This window comes from Halomonas sp. TP35, assembly GCF_052375975.1.
In the GTDB taxonomy this organism is placed as follows: Bacteria; Pseudomonadota; Gammaproteobacteria; order Pseudomonadales; family Halomonadaceae; genus Vreelandella; species Vreelandella citrativorans.
Map to the genome: position 1 here is coordinate 235,128 of NZ_JBQSUZ010000002.1, position 19,111 is coordinate 254,238.

A 19,111-nucleotide genomic window follows, 5' to 3' on the forward strand; every position below is an offset into this window, starting at 1 on the left:
ACATGGCCGCTCAAGACGTACAGCCTCTCTATATTGATGGTCGCCCGGCCGCTGCCACTTCAGGTACTACCTTTACCGTTACCAACCCGTTTGATGGCAGCCTGCTTGCGACAATTGGCCAAGCAAGCCAACAGGACGTTGACACAGCCGTTAAAGCGGCCCAGCGCGGCCAGCGCGAATGGGCTGCCATGACCGGCATGGAGCGCTCCCGTATTATGCAGCGTGCGGTTGCGTTGCTGCGTGAGCGCAATGACGCGCTGGCAGCGCTTGAGACCCGCAACACCGGTAAGCCGATTAGCGAAACAGCAAGTGTCGACATCGTGACCGGCGCTGATGCGATTGAGTACTACGCAGGCCTGGCCCCCGCTATTGAAGGCAGCCAAATTCCACTACGCGAAAACTCCTTTGTGTATACCCGCCGCGAGCCGCTGGGCGTTATTGGTGCCATCGGCGCGTGGAACTACCCCCTTCAAATCGCCTGCTGGAAAGCCGCGCCAGCGCTGGCGGCAGGTAATGCCGTTGTCTTTAAACCCAGTGAAGTGACACCGCTGAGCGCAATTAAACTGGCTGAGATTTTTACTGAAGCTGGCCTGCCAGACGGTGTTTTCAACGTGGTGCAAGGCAATGGCGACGTAGGCGCGATGCTGACCGAACACCCAGGCATCGCCAAAGTGTCGTTTACCGGTGAAGCAGGCACCGGCAAAAAAGTGATGGCCGCAGCCGCTAGCTCATCGCTTAAAGACGTCACGATGGAACTGGGTGGAAAATCACCGCTGATCATCTTTGCCGATGCCGACCTGGAACGCGCCGCCGATGCGGCCATGATGGCCAATTTCTACTCTAGCGGCCAAATTTGTACCAACGGTACACGAGTATTTATCGAACGCAGTGTCAAAGACACATTTGAAGCCAAGCTGGTAGAGCGTGTTAAGCGCATCAAAGCCGGTGATCCAATGGATCCCAGCGTGAACTTCGGCCCGTTAGTCAGTTTTGAGCATCAAGCGAAGGTGCTTTCCTACATTGCGCTGGGTAAACAGCAAGGCGCCCGCCTGCTGATTGGTGGTGATGAGTGGAAAAGCGGCGACTGGGCCAACGGCGCTTGGGCAGCGCCTACCGTATTTACCGATTGCACAGACGACATGCGCATTGTGCAGGAAGAAATTTTCGGCCCGGTGATGTCGGTGCTGGCCTTTGATGATGAAGTTGACGTCATTCGTCGCGCCAACGACACGCGGTATGGCTTGGCAGCTGGCGTATTTAGCGAAAGTTTAAACCGGGCGCATCGCGTTATTCATCAGTTGGAAGCGGGTATTTGCTGGATTAATACGTGGGGTGAATCGCCTTCTGAAATGCCGGTTGGTGGCTATAAAGAGTCCGGCATTGGCCGTGAAAACGGTATCGAGACGCTTAACCACTATACCCAAACCAAGTCGGTGCAGATTGAGATGGGACCTTTTGAATCCGTCTTTTAACAAGACAAACCGCCCTTTGGTAGGAGCATTTGTAGTACCTGAAGCAAGTGCTTCTACCATTACCGGGAAGGTTTACACCATTTTCACAAAGTGACGCCCCGCTACCACCTCATCGCTCTACTCCATCAACCTTCTCCATCAACCTATGCCACTTTCAGGCTCGGTAATTTGCCATGTCTCAACCACGAGAATTTGATTACATTATTATCGGCGCGGGCTCAGCGGGAAGCGTGCTGGCTATGCGTTTAACGGAAGACAGCGACGTCCGCGTTCTCTTGTTAGAGGCCGGTGGGCCGGACTACCGGCTAGATTTTCGTACCCAAATGCCAGCAGCCCTCGCCTTTCCACTCCAGGGAAAGCGTTACAACTGGGCATTTGAAACGGACCCGGAACCTCATATGGATGGCCGCCGCATGGAGTGCGGGCGCGGGAAAGGGTTGGGCGGCTCTTCGTTGATTAACGGCATGTGCTATATCCGCGGCAATGCACTGGATTACGATAACTGGGCTCAACAGCCAGGCCTGGAAGATTGGGATTACTTAAGCTGCCTGCCCTACTTTAAAAAGTCAGAAACCCGCGACACCGGGGCCAATGACTACCACGGTGGCAGCGGCCCGGTCAGTGTCACTACTCCTAAAAACGGTAACAACCCGCTGTATCGCATCTTTATTGAAGCAGGCAAACAGGCAGGTTACTCCGAAACAGACGATGTTAACGGCTATCAGCAGGAAGGCTTTGGCCCCATGGACCGGTTCGTTACGCCCAAGGGGCGACGCGCCTCTACCGCCCGGGGTTACCTGGACACCGCCAAACAGCGCAACAACCTGACCATAGAAACCCACGCCGTTACCGACATCATTGAGTTTGACGGCAAGCGCGCCGTGGGTGTGCGCTACGAGCGCAAAGGGCAACAGCAGACCGCCCGCGCCAAGCGGGAAGTGCTGCTGTGCGGTGGTGCTATTGCGTCACCACAAATTTTGCAGCGCTCGGGCATCGGCCATCCTGAAGTGCTCGAGCCGCTAGGTATCAAGACCGTTCATGCCCTGCCGGGTGTCGGCGAAAACCTGCAAGACCATTTAGAGATGTACATTCAATACGCATGTAAAGAACCTATCTCGCTCTACCCCGCCCTGAAATGGTACAACCAGCCCATGATAGGCGCTGAGTGGCTACTCAAGGGTACGGGCATTGGCGCCAGCAATCAGTTTGAAGCGTGTGCGTTTATTCGCAGCCGTGATGAGGAAGAGTGGCCCAACCTGCAGTATCACTTTTTACCCATCGCGATTAGCTATAATGGCAAAAGCGCGGTTCAAGCGCATGGCTTCCAAGCTCACGTGGGCTCGATGCGCTCCAAAAGCCGAGGCCGCATTCGGCTAACCTCAAAAGACCCGCACGCGGCACCCAGTATTTTGTTCAACTACATGTCGCATGAGAAAGACTGGGAAGAGTTCCGTGATGCAATTCGCTTAACGCGTAACATTATCGAACAACCCGCATTCGATAAGTACCGAAGCCATGAAATTTCTCCGGGCCCTGATGTGCAAAGCGATGAAGCGCTGGATCAGTTTATTAAGGCAAACGCGGAAACGGCATATCACCCCTGTGGCAGTTGCCGTATGGGAGACGATACGCTGGCCGTGACAGATGGCCAGGGCCGCGTTCATGGCGTAGACGGTTTAAGGGTGGTTGACGCCTCACTGTTTCCCCTAATTCCTACCGGCAACCTGAATGCGCCAACCATCATGTTGGCCGAAAAGATTGCCGACCACATCCGTGGACGTGCACCGCTGCCTCGTGCGCAGGTTACCTATTATGTAGCCAACGGCGTGCCTGCCCAACATGGGTGAATGACGTCTTCACATATGAATCCCCGTTCATCCAGGTGCCACGGCTAACTGCCGTGGCTTTTTTTTACTAGGCTACTATTAATAAGCAGGATAAAAAGACGTAACGACTTGCGCGGGATAGCGTACGTCTGCCAATATTCAAACATCTGTTCGAATGCCTATGGCTTGCGTTCTAATCATCACTTCAAGCGTTACACACGAAAGCAAGGCTGCATTGATTGATCAGAAATCAACGTTCTGAGCCAAGGGCAATGCAGACCAGAACCGGACAGCGCCTAATAATACATGGAGACGTTCTATGCTCACCCTACTACTGATTATCCTGGCTGTGGTTGGCCTGCTGATTATTATGCGCCGCGAAGCAGGCGCCCCAGCAGCCCTGACACTGTTAGGTATATTAGGGCTTGTTGGCCTACTCTTTGACGCCGCCGTTATAGGGGTATTGCTGCTAATCGCTGCTGCGGTTGTTGCTGTGACGGGCCTTGAGACATTGCGCAAACAGTGGCTGACACCGCGGATTTTTAAAATTTTCAAAAAGGTCGCGCCAAAGGTCTCCGCCACCGAGCGCACGGCACTAGAAGCCGGTAGCGTTTCCTGGGACGGGGAGCTTTTCTCCGGCAAGCCACAGTGGAACAAGCTACTGGCCTACAAGGATGAAGGCCTGCGCGAAGATGAACAGGCCTTTCTCGATAATCAGTGCGCTAAAGCAGCTGGCATGTGTAACGCCTGGGATATTGCTCAAGAGCGTGCCGACCTGCCCCAGCAGTTATGGGACTATCTGAAAAAAGAAGGCTTCTTTGGGATGATTATTCCCAAGGAGTACGGTGGCCTGGGTTTCTCAGCAAAAGCCCAATCAATGGCATTGCAAAAACTTTCCGCCAACGAAACGTTAATGGTGACCGTTGGAGTACCCAATTCCCTCGGCCCGGGCGAGCTTCTGCTTAAATATGGTACTGAGGAACAAAAAGACCACTACCTGCCCCGCTTGGCCGATGGTCGCGAAATTCCCTGCTTCGGCTTAACAGGCCCGCGGGCCGGCTCTGACGCAACGTCACTGCCTGATACCGGCATAGTATGTAAAGAAATTATTGATGGAAAAGAGACGCTAGGCCTGCGCCTAACGTTTGAAAAACGCTGGATCACGCTGGCACCCATTGCCACCGTTGTGGGTTTAGCCTTCCGTTTATTCGACCCTGAAAAGCTGTTGGGCGACGAAGAAGACCGAGGCATTACCCTGGCGCTCATACCGCGCGACACGCAAGGTATGGACATTGGCCGTCGCCATCACCCCATCGGCAGCCCGTTTATGAACGGCCCGATTAAAGGTGTGGATGTCTTTGTGCCGCTGGATACCATCATCGGCGGGCAGGAGATGATTGGCCAAGGCTGGCGCATGCTGGTTGAGTGCCTATCGATTGGTCGTTGTATCACACTGCCCTCAGGCGCGACCGGCACCGCCCGCTACGCGCTGGGCTGGAGCGGTGGCTTTACGCGTGTTCGTCGTCAGTTCAACGTGCCTGTGGCCGAAATGGAAGGCGTTCAAGAGCCGTTGGCACGTATGGCAGCGATGGCTTACATCTCCCAGGCAACCGTTTATCAAACGGCTAACCTGATTGACCATGGTGAGAAACCAGCGGTTCCCTCGGCCATTCTGAAGAGCCAACTAACCGAATTCCAACGCGTGCTCTTAAGCGATGCGATGGATGTGCATGGTGGTAAAGCGGTCACATTGGGCCCGCGTAACTATTTAGGCATTGGCTATAGCGCCAACCCGGTAGCGATTACCGTTGAAGGCGCCAACATCATGACGCGGAACCTGATGATCTTTGGTCAAGGGGCGATCCGCTGTCATCCCTATGTACTGGAAGAGCTAGCCGCTAAAGATGCCAACGACATCAATGCGTTTGATAAAGCCTTCTTCAGCCATGCAGGCCTGATTTTTGGTAATGCCGCACGTGCGTTCACCATGGGATTAGGGGTTGGTAAAGAGAGCGTTCCGTTTGACGGGCCAGCTGCGGCTTATGCGCAAGATATTGCCCGCCTCTCTGCAGGCTTTGGGCTATGTGCGGATGCCGCCATGGCAAGCCTGGGTTCCGCGCTGAAAAAACGCGAAATGCTCTCCGCCCGTTTGGGTGATGTACTCTCTAATCTGTATCTCGCATCCATGGTACTCAAACAGTGGCAAGCAGGCGAAAAAGTGGAAGGCGAAGACGCCCTGCTTCATTACAGCTGCCGCTTCCTGTTGCATCGCGCAGAACAAGCCTTTGTGGAGATTTTCGACAACTTGCCTAATCGGGCAATAGGCCGCGTGCTTAACGCCGTCGTGATGCCAACCGGACGCCGTTGGGATAAGCCCCATGATGACCTGGCACGCGACATTGCTAAACGGGTTTCCACCCACAGTGCGTTGCGTACCAAGCTGCTTTCCAACACCTGGGATACCGACGACGGCGAACAGCCCAACCCGCTGGCGCGCTACAACGCACTGCTGGTTGATTATGACCGTGCTGAAGTCATTTATCGCACGGTTAACAAAGCCTACGCCAAAGGTGAGCTGCCTCAAACGGCCCTCCACCCTGAAGCCAGGGTGGAGGTAGCATTTGAGAAAGGCCTGATTAGTGAAGAAGAAACGGTCTTTATGCGCGAATTCGAAAAAAACGTACTGGAAATGCTAACGGTCGATGACTTTGCCTACGATGCGTTTGCAAAGGATAAAGACACGCTCATTAACCATAATGCTACGCAGGCAGCACCGATTAATCCTGAGGAAGCCCGCGTTGAGTAACACATTATAGAAACATGAGTGCCATAAACCGGCTCCACGATGGAGTCGGTTTTTTTATAGCCGCCCAATGTTCGTTTTCAAACTTGAAAGATCGCAAACGATCACATATTCTTCATAAATGAAAATAACTGTGCTTTGCTTTGGTTATCAAACCTAATTCCCCATTAATGAGGCTATCATGACCCTGCGTGAACAAAACGTTAGTCAATTGACAAGTACCACCTTTGACGCGCTGGTGATTGGTGGCGGTATTAATGGCGCGGCCAGCGCGGCTGCGCTGGCAGGCAAAGGCGCCAAGGTTGCCTTGATTGACCGTGGCGACTTTGCGGGCAGCACCAGCATGCAATCCTCCAACCTGGTGTGGGGAGGCATCAAATATATGGAAAGCAATGACTTTGGCTTGGTGCGTAAACTCTGTAAGAGCCGCAACCATCTGATCAAGAGTTACCCTTCCACGGTTGAGGAAATACGCTTTCTCACCACGATTACCAAAGGCTTTCGCCACTCCCCTCGCTATCTTTGGGCAGGCACTTGGCTTTATTGGTTAATGGGTAATGGATTTACCAAAAAACCCCGCCTGCTTTCGCCAAAAAACATCAAGCAAGAAGAGTCGATCATTAATGTCGATACATCGGTGGGCGGCTTTGAGTATTCGGATGCCTACCTGCACGACAATGATGCCCGGTTTGTGTTTAATTTTATCCGCCACGCACTCGATTTCGGCGCGACAGCCGCCAACTATGTGGAGTCTCTGGGCGCTGAGCGCAAAGACGGCGTCTGGGTAACGAAAGCCCGCAATACAATGGATGGCAGCACCTTTGAGATACGTGCCAAGGTATTGATTAACGCGGCAGGCCCATGGGTTGATCATCACAACAAACTGACCAACCAGCAGACATCGCACCAGCACCTTTACTCAAAGGGCATCCATTTAATCGTGCCGCAGTTAACACAATCAAAGCGTGTACTGGCGTTTTTTGCCGATGATGGACGGCTTTTCTTTGTTATCCCCATGGGTAATCGTACCTGTATCGGCACCACCGATACCCACATGGACCACCCTAATGCGGTGGTGACCGATGAAGACGTAAGCTTCGTGCTGGAGAACATCAACAAGCGCTTAACGCTTGAGAAGCCCCTGACGCCTAGCGATATTATTTCAACACGCTGTGGTGTGCGCCCCTTGGCCATTGAGGCCAACCAGGGCAGTGACCGAGACTTCCTGCAGCTTTCACGCAAACACATTATTGATACACATGACGATACGGCACATATCAGTATCTTTGGTGGCAAGCTCACCGACTGTTTAAACGTGGGCGATGAAATTGCGGATGCGGTAACCCAGCTAGGCGTGACGTTAACCAAACCCAAGTTCCAGTGGTACGGCGAACCTGCTGATTCTGTTAAGCAGCAATTTATGGCTCAGGCCGAGCGTATCGGCCTTGATGCGATGACGCCCAGCACCTCTTCAGAGCTACTGACAAAACGCCTGTGGCGCCGCTACGCGGATAAAGCGTTTGCGATGCTTGAAAAAATCGAAGCAGACCATGATCAGGCCGCCTTGCTTATTGAAGGTACCGAATATATTCGCGTTGAGCTTGAACACGCCCGCGATTATGAAATGATCACTGAACTGGAAGACTTCCTGCGGCGCCGGGCCAAAATATCGCTAGTGGTGCATCATGATCAGCTACGCCACTCGGAAGGGCTTAAAGAGGCTTGCCGGATGCTTTTCGGTGACCAGGCCGATGAACGATTTAATGCCTACTTCGAAAATAATTCTGGCGAGGCGATTCAACAAGCAATGGCAGATGCTTAGTGCTTGCTCAAAGCATGTAATCACAAGTACGTCATCAAAAAACACATAGTCAGAAGTACTTATCCAAACGTAGTTAGCCTACGTTCATAGCCAGACCACCGTGATAAAAAAGCCCTCTTAAAAAATGTTTAAGAGGGCTTTGTGTGCGTCAATATAAGCGTTTAACGCCTTACTCCTCGTTGGCAACCTGCAGCTGCGAGTCGCCTGCCAACACTTCATCCCAAGCTTCATCTAGCGTACAGCCAGACCGACTATCGAGCGTATCGATCACTTCCACGGCACATTGAAGCGACCTAGGGCTATCTTTAAGAGCAAGTACCAGCTTAGCCAGGTCCTGCTTGCTAAATGTACTGGCAATCTGGTCAGCTTGCTGGCTTAGTTCAATACAGTTCATATTCAGTACCTCATGGTATGGTCATCCGCTGCCGGTCTCACAAAGGGCTTTCGCTGATAAAGGCAGCCGCCCTATACGTATGGTGACATTGCTACTCATGCCAGGTCGGATAAGCACCTGGTTCGGTGACTGCGAACGGTCAAAAAAACAGATAAGATCTTCGCTTCTTTAGCGCCTGCTGTATGCACGCACAAAGGTTATATGGCAAGGCATAGCGCGATGTGTCGGGGTAACGAGGCATCACTCCATCCCATGCCCTGACTATGGTTCATGAACGATTAACCAACAATGCATCATTGGACGCACGCCCCGTTGTAGCTTGACGACATCGGCTGCCGCCCATGGTTAAACGTGTTAAAAGCTTACAACAAGAAGAGAATCAAAAAGCGCACGCAGCCACCTTGCGATGGCAACGTGATGGTCTTATTCGCCGGAACGTACGCGCGACACGGCATCCAGCCAGCCTTGGTACAGCTGCTCGCGAGGCGCATCCTCCATGGTCGGCATAAAGCTCTTTTCACAGTTCCAGAGCTGTTCAATTTCTTCCAAAGAGTCATACCAGCCTAAACGTAAGCCTGCCAGGTACGCTGCTCCCAGTGCAGTGGTTTCTAAAATAGTGGGACGATCCACCTCAACATCCAGCATGTCGGACAAAAACTGCATCAGCCAGCTGTTTTTAACCATGCCGCCATCCACACGCAGTTTGCTTGGTGTGGCGTCCATATCGTCGTTCATACAGTGCTGTAAATCGCGGGTTTGGTAACAGACTGCCTGCAAGCCTGCCGCAACGATTTCTGCAATACCGGTGTCCCGTGTCAGGCCAAAGATTGCTCCCCGCGCTTTAGGGTCCCAGTGCGGCGCCCCAAGCCCCGTAAATGCAGGTACCAAATAGACGCTATGGCCCAGTCGGGTCTCCTTGGCAAGCGCCTCGGTTTCAGCCGCATCCGCAAACAGGTTCAAGCCATCCCGCAGCCACTGTACGGTCGCACCTGCAACAAAAATGCTGCCTTCCAGCGCATAGGTGGGCTTACCGTTAAGCCGATAGCCGATGGTGGTCAACAAGCGATTACGCGAAAGCGCAGGTGTGTCACCGGTGTTTACAATCATAAAGCAGCCGGTGCCGTAGGTGCTTTTTCCCATACCCGGCGTAAAGCATGCCTGCCCTACTAGCGCTGCTTGCTGATCGCCCGCCACACCAGCAATCGGTAGCTCAGCCCCTAACCACTCTGCCTCCATCATGCCAAAATCATCGCTGGAGTCTTTCACACTGGGCAGCAGGTTGGCAGGTATGTTGAACAGCGCCAGCAAATCCTCATCCCATTGCTGGGTGTGTATGTTAAAGAGCGCTGTACGTGAGGCATTGGTGGCATCGGTGACATGCTGCTTACCGTTTGTCAGCCGCCAAATCAGAAAGCTATCTACGGTGCCAAATGCCAGCTCGCCACGCTCAGCGCGTTCACGGGCACCCTCCACGTTCTCAAGCAACCATGCCAGTTTCGTCGCCGAAAAGTAGGGATCAATTAACAAACCGGTTTTTGCTTGAACGCTATCGGTATGCCCGGCTTCACGCAGCGTTTGGCAGGTATCAGACGTTCGCCGATCCTGCCATACAATCGCGTTATAAAGTGGCTTACCTGTTGTGCGGTCCCACAACAGCGTGGTTTCACGCTGATTGGTAATACCCACACCCGCCACTTCACCTGCAGAAATACTGGCCTTCACCAGCACTTCTTTGCAGGTCGCAACTACTGATTCCCAAATATCTTCAGGATCATGCTCAATCCAGCCATCACGGGGAAAGTGCTGGGTAAACTCTTGCTGGGCAACGGCCGCAATTTCCCCTTGTCGGTTAAACAAGATGGCACGGGAGCTGGTGGTACCTTGATCAATAGAAAGTAGATAACGGGACATTAGATGTTCGCTTTGAGGTGAATATTTTCGCTTTATTATGAATAAGGCTACGCTAAGCCTTATTGATGCTCAAGTACGAAAATACCCCTACAAAGCAGCCTTGGCCCGTTTAGGCGATATAGAGCGCCACATCATATTGGGTTAGCAACTGCTGGATAGACTCGGGAGGCTTACGGTCAGTGAACAACGCATCCAGCTGGGAAAGATTCCCTTGGCGTACCACAGGGTTGCGATGGAACTTGGAGTAATCCGCGGCTAGATACACGCGTCGCGAATTAGCAATGATCGCTTGGGCCACACGTACTTCCTGGTAATCGAACTCCAACAAAGAGCCATCTTCATCAATACCGCTGATACCAATAATGCCGTAGTCGACCTTAAACTGATTAATAAAGTCGATGGTGGCTTCACCGATGATGCCGCCATCCCGAGAGCGCACTTGGCCGCCCGCAATGATGACGTTAAAGTCTTCTTTATGCTGCAAAATAGCGGCAACGTTCAGGTTGTTGGTGATCACTTCCAACCCTTGATGCTCCAGCAATGCCTGGGCAATGATTTCATTGCTGGTACCAATATTGATAAACAGCGATGAGTGATTAGGAATATGCTGCGCCAGACAATGAGCAATACGCTCTTTCTCTTCAAGATGGAGTGTTTTACGTGTGCTGTAGGCCGTATTAACGGTGCTTGACTCAATTCCCACGCCACCATGCACCCGCCTCACTCGGCCCTCATTCGCCAACGTGTTGAGATCGCGCCGAATCGTTTGAGGCGTTACTGCGAAATGATCAGTCAGTTGCTCAATGCTCATATAACCGTGCTGACGAACCAGCTCGACAATCGCATCCTGACGGTATTGTTGATTCATAGGCTTAGCCTGTTCACTTTTATTTATCGCCAAGCGTAATAGGGTAACAAAATCTGATAGCCCTGATCCACACGACGAAGCTCAACAAAGCTCGGTGGCCCACGGAGGGGCCACCGAGCACTATCTTTTGCTGTCGTTACTTACAGCGGCCATACCCACAAAATAACCGGCAGGGCAACCACCAGCACAACGATCGAAAGCGGCAAGCCTAGTTTCCAATAATCACCAAACCGATAGCCGCCTGGCCCCAGCACCAGTGTATTGGACTGATGGCCGATGGGGGTTAAAAACGCGCATGAAGCACTCACCGCGACCACCATTAAAAACGGATCAAGGGAGACATTAAAGCCTTGAGCTAAACTGGCGGAAATCGGCGCCATTAACAATGCGGCGGCAGCATTATTGACCACATTTGAAAGTAGCATGGTGAGCACGAAAAGGCCGATTAAGGAAATAAAGATGGGCCACTGCGCGCCAAAGTCCAGCAAGATGTTCGCCACAATCGTAGCCCCACCGCTGGTTTCCAAGGCCTCCCCTACGGGTATCATGGCGGCTAACAGTACAATCACAGGGCCATCAATGGCCTGATAGCCATCCCGCAGCGGTAATACCCCAATTAATAGCGAAATAAGCGCGGCACAGCCCATTGCGACCGCTGCGGGCAGAAGATCCAACAACATCGCGACAATGGCCAGCGCAAAAATCCCGATTGAGATAACCAACTTACGCGGCTGGCCTAACTGCAGCTCCCGGTTAGCCAACGGCAAACAGCCTAAGGTAGAAAGGCTATCGCTAATTTCGTTCTCGCTGCCCTGAAGCAGTAGTACATCGCCGGTTTGAAAACGAATATCTCGCAAGCGCTGTTTCAAACGACTACCATCACGAGCAACCGCCACCAGATGTAGACCAAACTGTTGATTTAATCGCAGCTGTCGGACACTGCGATTATTCATCATCGAATCATTACGCACGACCGCTTCGATCAGTTGCAGCCCTTCGGTATCCACCGGCTGCCGGCCCTCACTGCTCTCTGCTTCGCCCTCATCCTCTTTTGAGGCATCTTCATCCTTCTCCTCAGGCTCCGCAACCGCACTCAACCCTACTTTATCTTCAAGCAGCTTTAGATCATCAGGGCCCGCCTCAAGCAGTAAAATATCGCCCTCTTGCAAGATTCCGTGAAAGGAGTAGCCCGCCCGGCGATTATCATCGCGCACTACGGCCAATACAGGAATGGTTTCCTCAAGTTCATCGCGTAACTGCGGCAGCGTTAAGCCGTTGGCTTTAGAGTCCTTGGTAACGTTAAGCTCTACCAGATAATTGGCGGTATCAAACATCTCTTCAGCTGACGACTTCGCATTGCGTTTAGGCGTTAAGCGCCAGCCAATTAACACGATAAACGCAAGACCTACAACAGCTACCGCAACTCCGACAGGGGAAAAGCTGAACATGCCAAAATTTTCTCCGGTCACACTGCCACGGTAGCTGGAGATAATAATATTGGGCGGTGTACCAATCAGGGTGGTTAAGCCCCCCAGCAACGAACCAAACGCGAGCGGCATTAAAAGTAGTGAAGGAGACGTGTTATGTTCGCGGGCAAGCCGCATGGCAACGGGTAGCAATAGCGCTAACGCCCCCACATTATTCATAATGCCGGACAACACCACCACGGTTCCTACTAGCGCTAAAAGCTGGAGTACCAGCCGGTCACCCACCTTGAGCACTTGGTTGGAGATAATATCCACTACGCCAGAACGCTCAAAGCCACGGCTTAACACCAGCACGGCAGCCACCGTAATGACGGCGGGATGACCAAACCCGGCAAACGCTGAATCAGCCGGAACAAGCCCTAGCATAACTGATGCAAAAAGCGCCGTTAATGCCACTAAATCATAGCGGAAACGTCCCCATACGAACGCTACCAACGTTAATCCCAGCACGATGAATATCAGTGTACTGGGTGCTAAGCCGATTGCTTCCATCGCCATGCCACCTACCTCATTGTAACGCTTTTGGATCAGAGCAAGGGGAACTCACTACCCTACCTACCGACTTGTTTCTCCGAACCTTAACCCATGTAAACAGTCGGGTAACCTTCCTACATTAGACGGTATCTATACAACCGTATAGGGTACGCAAACGCCTTAACGTGACAAGGTGCTACCTCATCGCTGGCCGCTTACTTGTGTGCGACGCGAAGGCTGAACTTGGCTGCGCGAGTCGCTAAGATGCTTCTTTGAAGTTTGGCTTTAACCTACTGGAGATCCTATGGATTTATGTCATCGCTTACGCGAAGCTGCCCAGCCTCACTGGAACGCCTCGGTTAATCATCGCTTTGTTGACCAGTTACTGGCCGGAGAAGTCGAGGATGCTGTGTTCGCCCGCTATCTGGTCCAGGATTTTCGCTTCTGCGATAGCTTTGTGCGCTTATTGGGTGCTGCCGTTTGCGTCGCCGACGACCCGGAAGCACGCCTGACCCACGCACGTCAGCTATCGGTACTGGCGGGAAGCGAATACCGCTATTTTATTGATTCGTTTAATGCCTTAAACATTCCCGAATACCAGTGGAAAACCCCGGAGCTGACTGAACCGACACAGGCGTTTATCAGCTTGATGGAAAAAGCCTGCATGTCGCAGGACTACGCCTACATTTTGGTCGTGCTGGTCGTGGCAGAGTGGCTTTATCTTGAATGGGCTCAGCGCGCTTATGACCCACTTCCTACACGAGCAGAACATCGCGACTGGATCGTATTACACAACGAGCCCGACTTTGTTCGCTGGGTTGGCTTTTTATGCAATGAGCTTAATCGGGTGGGCGCCACGCGCGATTTTGCTGAGCTTAGTCAGCCATTTATAGAAGCCAGCCAAATTGAGCAACGGTTTTTTGATATGGCATTTGAGACCGTTGTTTAAGCGATAAAACGTTTAAGGATTAAATCGTCAAAAGCCTGAAACAACAAAAGCCGCATTTGCGGCTTTTGTTACTCACTACCGATCAGGGCAGCAGTACGGTTGAACCGGTTGTTTTACGGTTCTGAAGTGCATCCTGGGCTTTACCCGCATCGGCCAGCGGATAGCGGTTGGCAACATCAATTTTGATTTTGCCACTCTCGATCATGCTAAAGAAATCTTTGCACATCATTTCCAGACGCTCGCGCGTGTCGGCATAACCGTTCAGGCTGGGGCGGGTAACAAATAGCGACCCTTTCTGATTCAAAATTCCAATATTAACGCCATCAACCGGGCCGGAGGCATTACCGAAGCTGACCATTAACGCGCGAGGCTTCAGGCAGTTTAACGACATTTCCCACGTGTCCTTGCCCACAGAATCATAAACCACATCGCACATTTCGCCGTTAGTAAGCTCACGGACGCGTTCAACGACATCTTCTTCGGTGTAATTAATGGTCGCCCATGCGCCATTTGCCAGAGCCAAGTCGGATTTCTCTTTAGAGCTAACCGTACCAATCAACTTCACACCTAACGCCTTGGCCCACTGGCAGGCAATCGAGCCTACACCACCCGCCGCGGCATGGAACAAGATGGTCTCGCCGCCTTTGAGTTCATGCGTTTGACGTAACAGATACTGCACGGTTAAGCCTTTAAGCATGCTCGCCGCGGCGGTTTCAAAATCGATAAAGTCAGGCAGTTTAACGACTTTTTCAGCCGGCAGCGTATGATGCGCCGCATAAGCGCCTAACGGGCCTTGCGCATAGGCAACACGGTCCCCAACACTTAGATGAGTAACCCCTTCGCCAACCGCATCGACAATACCCGCGCCTTCGGTACCCAAGCCCGCAGGTAGCGACGGTGCTGGGTAAAGGCCGGTACGAAAATAAATATCAATAAAGTTGAGGCCAACGGCTTTATTGGCAACTCGCACTTCACCCGACTTCGGCGCTGCCGGAGTAACCGTCGCTAATTCAAGCACCTCGGAACCGCCGGTACGGGCAAATTCGATACGCTGAGACATATAAACTCCTTGTACTCTATTTTGATAAACAGACATTTTGTAAACGAGCTAACGGCTATCCAAACGCTTTAGGCGTCATAAATCAAGCCGTTAGTCCCAAGCAAGCTGCATTCGCTGCGATTGACCTGACACGCTGATGTCATTTGCACATGCTAGACTGATTTTACCCAATCTGTGACGCCTTATGGATGTGCGATGACCCACCCTGCTATTACCCTCCCTACCCTAATTGCTCACCGCGGCTATTCCGCCGCCGCCCCTGAAAACACGCTAGCCGCCGTACGAGCCGCGCATGAGGCAGGTGCCCGCTGGGTTGAGCTGGATGTTCAATTACTTGGCGACGGCACCCCCGTGATTTGGCATGACGCGGAAGTGGACCGTTGCTCTGATGGGCGGGGGAACCTCAACACGCTCACCTGGCCACAGGCCAAAGTTCTGGATGTAGGCAGTTGGTTTGGCGATTCCTTTGCGGATGAAAAAATGGCAAGCCTGGAGGCTATGCTGGCGCTGCTTAATGAGCTGGAGATGGGCGTCAATATGGAAATAAAAGTCAATAAAGGCCGCGACCCAATCGAACTGGTTAATCGCGTACTACCAGAAATGCTCGATGCTCTATCGCCAGAACGCCTGATTGTATCTTCGTTTGATGTAGATGCACTTAAACACTGCCGCACATTGGCACCAAAAGAAGAACTCGCGCTGGGAGTCTTGTTTGGCAACACGCCCAGGGAGTGGCGCGCCCTCTGCGAGGCGGTTGATGCGTTCAGCATTCACCCCCACTGGCCACGTTTAAAGCGCGACCAGGCCGATGCCATGCACCAGGCGGGCTATCAACTTTTGTGTTACACCGCGAATGACCCAAGCGCTTTTAATAACCGCTGGGAATGGGGTATTGCTAGCGTGATTACCGACGAACCTGCTATTTTTAAACGTTTTTTGGATAACCAGCATTCAAAATAGAGTCATCAGGGGGATGTCATGAAATACAAGGGGGGTTCATGAAATACATAGGTGCACACGTTAGCGCAGCGGGCGGAGCCGACCAGGCCGTGCAACGTGCGGTGGAAATAGGCGCTAATGCCTTTGCGCTATTCACTAAAAACCAGCGCCAGTGGAAAGGCAAGCCGTTAACCGATAAGGCAATAGAGGCCTTTAAAGCCGCCTGTCGCCAGCATGGCTTTGGCCCAGAGCAAATTCTTCCCCACGATAGCTACCTGATTAACCTGGGGCACCCGGAAGCCGAGGGGCTTGAGAAATCCCGTGCGGCTTTTTTGGATGAAATGCAGCGCTGCGAACAACTAGGCCTGACGCTACTTAACTTTCACCCCGGCAGCCATCTAAACAAAATCAGCGAGGCGGATTGCTTAAAACGTATTGCGGAATCGGTTAACGAAGCGCTGGTACATACCCAAGGCGTGACGGCCGTTATCGAGAATACTGCCGGGCAAGGCACTAACCTTGGCTGGCACTTCGAGCACTTGGCGGAAATCATTCGCCATGTTGATGACAAGTCACGCGTTGGCGTATGTATCGACACCTGCCATGCGTTTGCGGCGGGGTATGATTTACGAACCGCCGAAGCGACACAGGCAACCTTAAATGAGCTTGGCAGCATCGTAGGCTTTGAGTATTTGCGCGGCATGCATTTAAACGATGCAAAAAGTGCGTTTGCCAGCCGGGTTGACCGCCACCACAGTTTGGGAAAAGGCAATATTGGCCTGCCTGCCTTTACCACCATCATGCAGGATGCCCGTATTGATGGAATCCCCATGATTTTAGAAACCGTAGAGCCTGACATCTGGCCTGAAGAGATCAGTTGGCTGCGCACTCAAGCAGAAGAAGCCGCCCCCGGCAAATAGTGAATCACATCGTGAAAGCGTAAGCGCGCGGCCGTGGCATTGCGCATTGCGTGGGGGCGGTCAGCAAAAAAGCGCAGCCCCTCGCCTACCTTTAGCGTTTGCCAACGGTCATCAATGCGCAGCTCCATCTCCCCTTCAACCACCACAATATGTTCTACCACGCCCTCAGCATGCGGCGCTGACTCGCTGATCGCGCCGGGCGCCAGCTCAATCATGAACATTTCAAAGCCCAACAATGGATCATAAGGGAAAATCAGCCGTGCCTGCATGCCTGCACTGTCATCTCCCCATACCGACTCACCGCTATCCCGGCGTAGCTCGCCCTGAACCGGTTTTTGGCTGTCGAATAGGGTAGAAAATGACACTCGAAAGCCACTGGCGATTTTCCACAGCGTTGATACGGTCGGGCTCGACTCGCCGCGCTCAATTTGCCCTAACATGGCTTTGCTTACACCTGTTTCAGCCGCTGTACGGTCCAGGCTCCAGCCCTGTTTATTACGTAACTGCTTAACCGTGCTGGCTATATGTTCAGCAATGGTGTGAACTTCATTCGCCATGGGGCTCCCCTTTAACGCCATAAAAGAAGTTTACTGACTCACTCGTCAAAGCGACACACGCATTTAATCGGCACCGCGATGACTGTCTGTCCGTGCTGATAATTACTTTCACTTCGCCAGCCCTTCGGGCCGGTATGTTCTGTTGCTTTTTTTAGCCACGTATCGCCGCTCAAGCTCATGAACAAGAGTTCCTTAAACGGCGCATATCTCTTTAGGGTAAGGCCTTCTTAATGGCGTTGTGCGCTATAGCGCACGGTGGTAGCCTACACAACTGTGCGCTATAACGCACATTCAATAATAAGCGTTAGCGAGGAGATACCATGGAGGCGCCATCCAGCGAAGAGCATGCCACCTCGCCAAGGCCACACTACTCGGCCTGGCGGGACGTTAGCCTATCAACGGTGACGGCTGGGTTTGTTGCCGTCGTCATTGGCTATACCAGTTCAGCAGCGATTATTTTTCAGGCCGCAGAGGCTAGCGGCGCATCCGCAGCGCAAATCAGTTCCTGGCTCTGGGCGCTGGGAATTGGCATGGGTGTTACCTCCTTCGGGCTTTCGCTGCGTTACCGCATGCCGATGCTAACCGCCTGGTCGACGCCAGGCGCCGCCTTTCTGGCCACTAGCTTGCCGGGTATTCCGCTTGATGAAGCCATTGGCGCTTTTCTATTCTCAGCGCTGCTTATTACGCTATGCGGCGTAACGGGGCTGTTTGATCGCTTAATGCGCTATATACCAGGCGCGATAGCGGCCGCCATGTTGGCTGGCATTCTGCTGCGCTTTGGGCTGGGGCTGTTTAACGTTATCGAGACACAGTGGCTAATCCCACTCGTTATGCTGGCCGCCTGGATAGCAGGCCGTCGCTTATGGCCCACCCTTGCGGTACCCGGCGTGCTCGTCACCGGGCTGGGGCTTGCATTTGTGCAAGGGCAAATCAATTTAAACGATATTCCACTCACCCCGGCCATGCCCGTTTTTACTGCGCCTGCATTCTCCTTAACGACCCTGATTGGCGTGGGTATTCCACTTTTTATTATTACCATGGCGACCCAAAACCTACCGGGCGTGGCGGTATTACGCGCGGCAGGCTATCAGCCAAACAGCTCACCGCTTATCAGTTGGACAGGCGGCACAAGCTTGCTGCTTGCGCCATTTGGTGGCTTTGCGCTCAATATGGCAGCGATCAGTGCCGCTGTCTGCATAGGCCCTGATGCCCACGCTGATCCACGTCGCCGCTACACGGCAGGCATGGCCGCTGGCATTTTTTATACCATTATGGGGATTTTTGGCGCGACGGTGACCGGCGTGTTTAACGCCCTACCCAGCGCACTGGTGATTGCCCTGGCGGGTATCGCACTGCTTGGCACACTGGCAGGCGGGCTAGCCAGTGCCTTTGCCGATAGCCGACATCGTGATGCCGCCATCGTCACTTTCTTGTTGACCGGTTCAGGCATTACGCTACTGGGTATTGCTGGGCCATTTTGGGGGTTAGTCGCAGGTTTAATCACCTTAAAGCTGACAGCACCCAACCAATAACTAATAATTAATAACCAACAACCAATAAAAAACGAGATCCCCAAGCAGGCTTACAGTACAGCCCATGGGATCTCGTTTTTTCAATGAAGGTTTGTTG

13 protein-coding genes and 1 pseudogene are annotated in these 19,111 nt (G+C 52.7%); 8 read left to right on the forward strand and 6 right to left on the reverse strand.

Annotated features, from left to right (window positions below; genetic code table 11):
* Window positions 1-2: 2 nt before the first annotated feature.
* From betB to ACT3RU_RS03850, 4 genes and pseudogenes are all read left to right on the forward strand, one after another.
* Complete coding sequence (gene betB, locus ACT3RU_RS03835; RefSeq protein ID WP_192526462.1) at window positions 3-1,472, forward strand: betaine-aldehyde dehydrogenase; 1,470 nt, start codon at window positions 3-5, stop codon at window positions 1,470-1,472.
* Window positions 1,473-1,645: 173 nt separating this feature from the next.
* Complete coding sequence (betA, locus tag ACT3RU_RS03840; protein WP_192526461.1) at window positions 1,646-3,319, forward strand: choline dehydrogenase; 1,674 nt, start codon at window positions 1,646-1,648, stop codon at window positions 3,317-3,319.
* A gap of 349 nt (window positions 3,320-3,668) precedes the next feature.
* Window positions 3,669-5,981 (forward strand): annotated as a pseudogene (locus ACT3RU_RS03845) (acyl-CoA dehydrogenase); the annotation flags it as partial.
* Window positions 5,982-6,282: 301 nt separating this feature from the next.
* Complete coding sequence (locus ACT3RU_RS03850) at window positions 6,283-7,923, forward strand: glycerol-3-phosphate dehydrogenase/oxidase (RefSeq protein WP_192526459.1); 1,641 nt, start codon at window positions 6,283-6,285, stop codon at window positions 7,921-7,923.
* 169 nt (window positions 7,924-8,092) lie between these two features.
* Here the strand turns inward: ACT3RU_RS03850 and ACT3RU_RS03855 are convergent, their stop codons facing one another.
* The 4 genes from ACT3RU_RS03855 to ACT3RU_RS03870 form a co-directional block, all read right to left on the reverse strand.
* Complete coding sequence (locus ACT3RU_RS03855) at window positions 8,093-8,317, reverse strand: hypothetical protein (RefSeq protein ID WP_087105623.1); 225 nt, start codon at window positions 8,315-8,317, stop codon at window positions 8,093-8,095.
* Window positions 8,318-8,740: 423 nt separating this feature from the next.
* Window positions 8,741-10,228 carry a glycerol kinase GlpK gene (glpK, locus tag ACT3RU_RS03860; RefSeq protein ID WP_192526458.1) on the reverse strand — a complete coding sequence of 496 codons (1,488 nt, stop codon included), beginning with the start codon at window positions 10,226-10,228 and terminating at the stop codon, window positions 8,741-8,743.
* A gap of 109 nt (window positions 10,229-10,337) precedes the next feature.
* Window positions 10,338-11,096 carry a DeoR/GlpR family transcriptional regulator gene (locus ACT3RU_RS03865; protein ID WP_087105625.1) on the reverse strand — a complete coding sequence of 253 codons (759 nt, stop codon included), beginning with the start codon at window positions 11,094-11,096 and terminating at the stop codon, window positions 10,338-10,340.
* A 140-nt stretch (window positions 11,097-11,236) separates the two neighbouring features.
* Entirely contained in the window at window positions 11,237-13,081 is a 1,845-nt protein-coding gene (locus ACT3RU_RS03870; RefSeq protein ID WP_192526457.1) for an SLC13 family permease, read from the reverse strand.
* Window positions 13,082-13,361: 280 nt separating this feature from the next.
* Here ACT3RU_RS03870 and ACT3RU_RS03875 point away from each other — a divergent pair, with 280 nt between their 5' ends.
* Window positions 13,362-14,006 (forward strand): TenA family protein, encoded by a 645-nt coding sequence (locus ACT3RU_RS03875; protein WP_087105627.1) that lies wholly within the window; start codon window positions 13,362-13,364, stop codon window positions 14,004-14,006.
* 82 nt (window positions 14,007-14,088) lie between these two features.
* Here ACT3RU_RS03875 and ACT3RU_RS03880 read toward each other — a convergent pair whose 3' ends face one another.
* Window positions 14,089-15,066 carry an NADPH:quinone reductase gene (locus ACT3RU_RS03880; protein ID WP_192526456.1) on the reverse strand — a complete coding sequence of 326 codons (978 nt, stop codon included), beginning with the start codon at window positions 15,064-15,066 and terminating at the stop codon, window positions 14,089-14,091.
* Between the two features lie 195 nt (window positions 15,067-15,261).
* Between ACT3RU_RS03880 and ACT3RU_RS03885 the strand changes: the two genes are divergently transcribed.
* Both ACT3RU_RS03885 and nfo read left to right on the forward strand, forming a co-directional pair.
* Window positions 15,262-16,026, forward strand: coding sequence for a glycerophosphoryl diester phosphodiesterase (locus tag ACT3RU_RS03885; RefSeq protein WP_192526455.1), 765 nt, complete (start codon window positions 15,262-15,264; stop codon window positions 16,024-16,026).
* A gap of 38 nt (window positions 16,027-16,064) precedes the next feature.
* Window positions 16,065-16,925, forward strand: coding sequence for a deoxyribonuclease IV (gene nfo, locus ACT3RU_RS03890; protein ID WP_172116487.1), 861 nt, complete (start codon window positions 16,065-16,067; stop codon window positions 16,923-16,925).
* On the opposite strand, the gene ACT3RU_RS03895 is transcribed toward nfo, so the two are convergent.
* Window positions 16,895-17,482 carry a helix-turn-helix domain-containing protein gene (locus ACT3RU_RS03895; protein ID WP_192526454.1) on the reverse strand — a complete coding sequence of 196 codons (588 nt, stop codon included), beginning with the start codon at window positions 17,480-17,482 and terminating at the stop codon, window positions 16,895-16,897. The genes nfo and ACT3RU_RS03895 overlap by 31 nt on opposite strands.
* Window positions 17,483-17,802: 320 nt before the next feature.
* On the opposite strand from ACT3RU_RS03895, the gene ACT3RU_RS03900 reads away from it, so the two are divergent.
* Window positions 17,803-19,014 carry a benzoate/H(+) symporter BenE family transporter gene (locus tag ACT3RU_RS03900; RefSeq protein ID WP_192526453.1) on the forward strand — a complete coding sequence of 404 codons (1,212 nt, stop codon included), beginning with the start codon at window positions 17,803-17,805 and terminating at the stop codon, window positions 19,012-19,014.
* The last annotated feature ends 97 nt before the right edge of the window (window positions 19,015-19,111 follow it).

Coding starts and splice junctions, on each gene's coding strand:
- betB (WP_192526462.1), top strand. CDS start 3: ATGGCCGCTCAAGACGTACAGCCTCTCTATATTGATGGTCGCCCGGCC.
- betA (WP_192526461.1), top strand. CDS start 1,646: ATGTCTCAACCACGAGAATTTGATTACATTATTATCGGCGCGGGCTCA.
- ACT3RU_RS03850 (WP_192526459.1), top strand. CDS start 6,283: ATGACCCTGCGTGAACAAAACGTTAGTCAATTGACAAGTACCACCTTT.
- ACT3RU_RS03855 (WP_087105623.1), bottom strand. CDS start 8,317: ATGAACTGTATTGAACTAAGCCAGCAAGCTGACCAGATTGCCAGTACA.
- glpK (WP_192526458.1), bottom strand. CDS start 10,228: ATGTCCCGTTATCTACTTTCTATTGATCAAGGTACCACCAGCTCCCGT.
- ACT3RU_RS03865 (WP_087105625.1), bottom strand. CDS start 11,096: ATGAATCAACAATACCGTCAGGATGCGATTGTCGAGCTGGTTCGTCAG.
- ACT3RU_RS03870 (WP_192526457.1), bottom strand. CDS start 13,081: ATGGCGATGGAAGCAATCGGCTTAGCACCCAGTACACTGATATTCATC.
- ACT3RU_RS03875 (WP_087105627.1), top strand. CDS start 13,362: ATGGATTTATGTCATCGCTTACGCGAAGCTGCCCAGCCTCACTGGAAC.
- ACT3RU_RS03880 (WP_192526456.1), bottom strand. CDS start 15,066: ATGTCTCAGCGTATCGAATTTGCCCGTACCGGCGGTTCCGAGGTGCTT.
- ACT3RU_RS03885 (WP_192526455.1), top strand. CDS start 15,262: ATGACCCACCCTGCTATTACCCTCCCTACCCTAATTGCTCACCGCGGC.
- nfo (WP_172116487.1), top strand. CDS start 16,065: ATGAAATACATAGGTGCACACGTTAGCGCAGCGGGCGGAGCCGACCAG.
- ACT3RU_RS03895 (WP_192526454.1), bottom strand. CDS start 17,482: ATGGCGAATGAAGTTCACACCATTGCTGAACATATAGCCAGCACGGTT.
- ACT3RU_RS03900 (WP_192526453.1), top strand. CDS start 17,803: ATGGAGGCGCCATCCAGCGAAGAGCATGCCACCTCGCCAAGGCCACAC.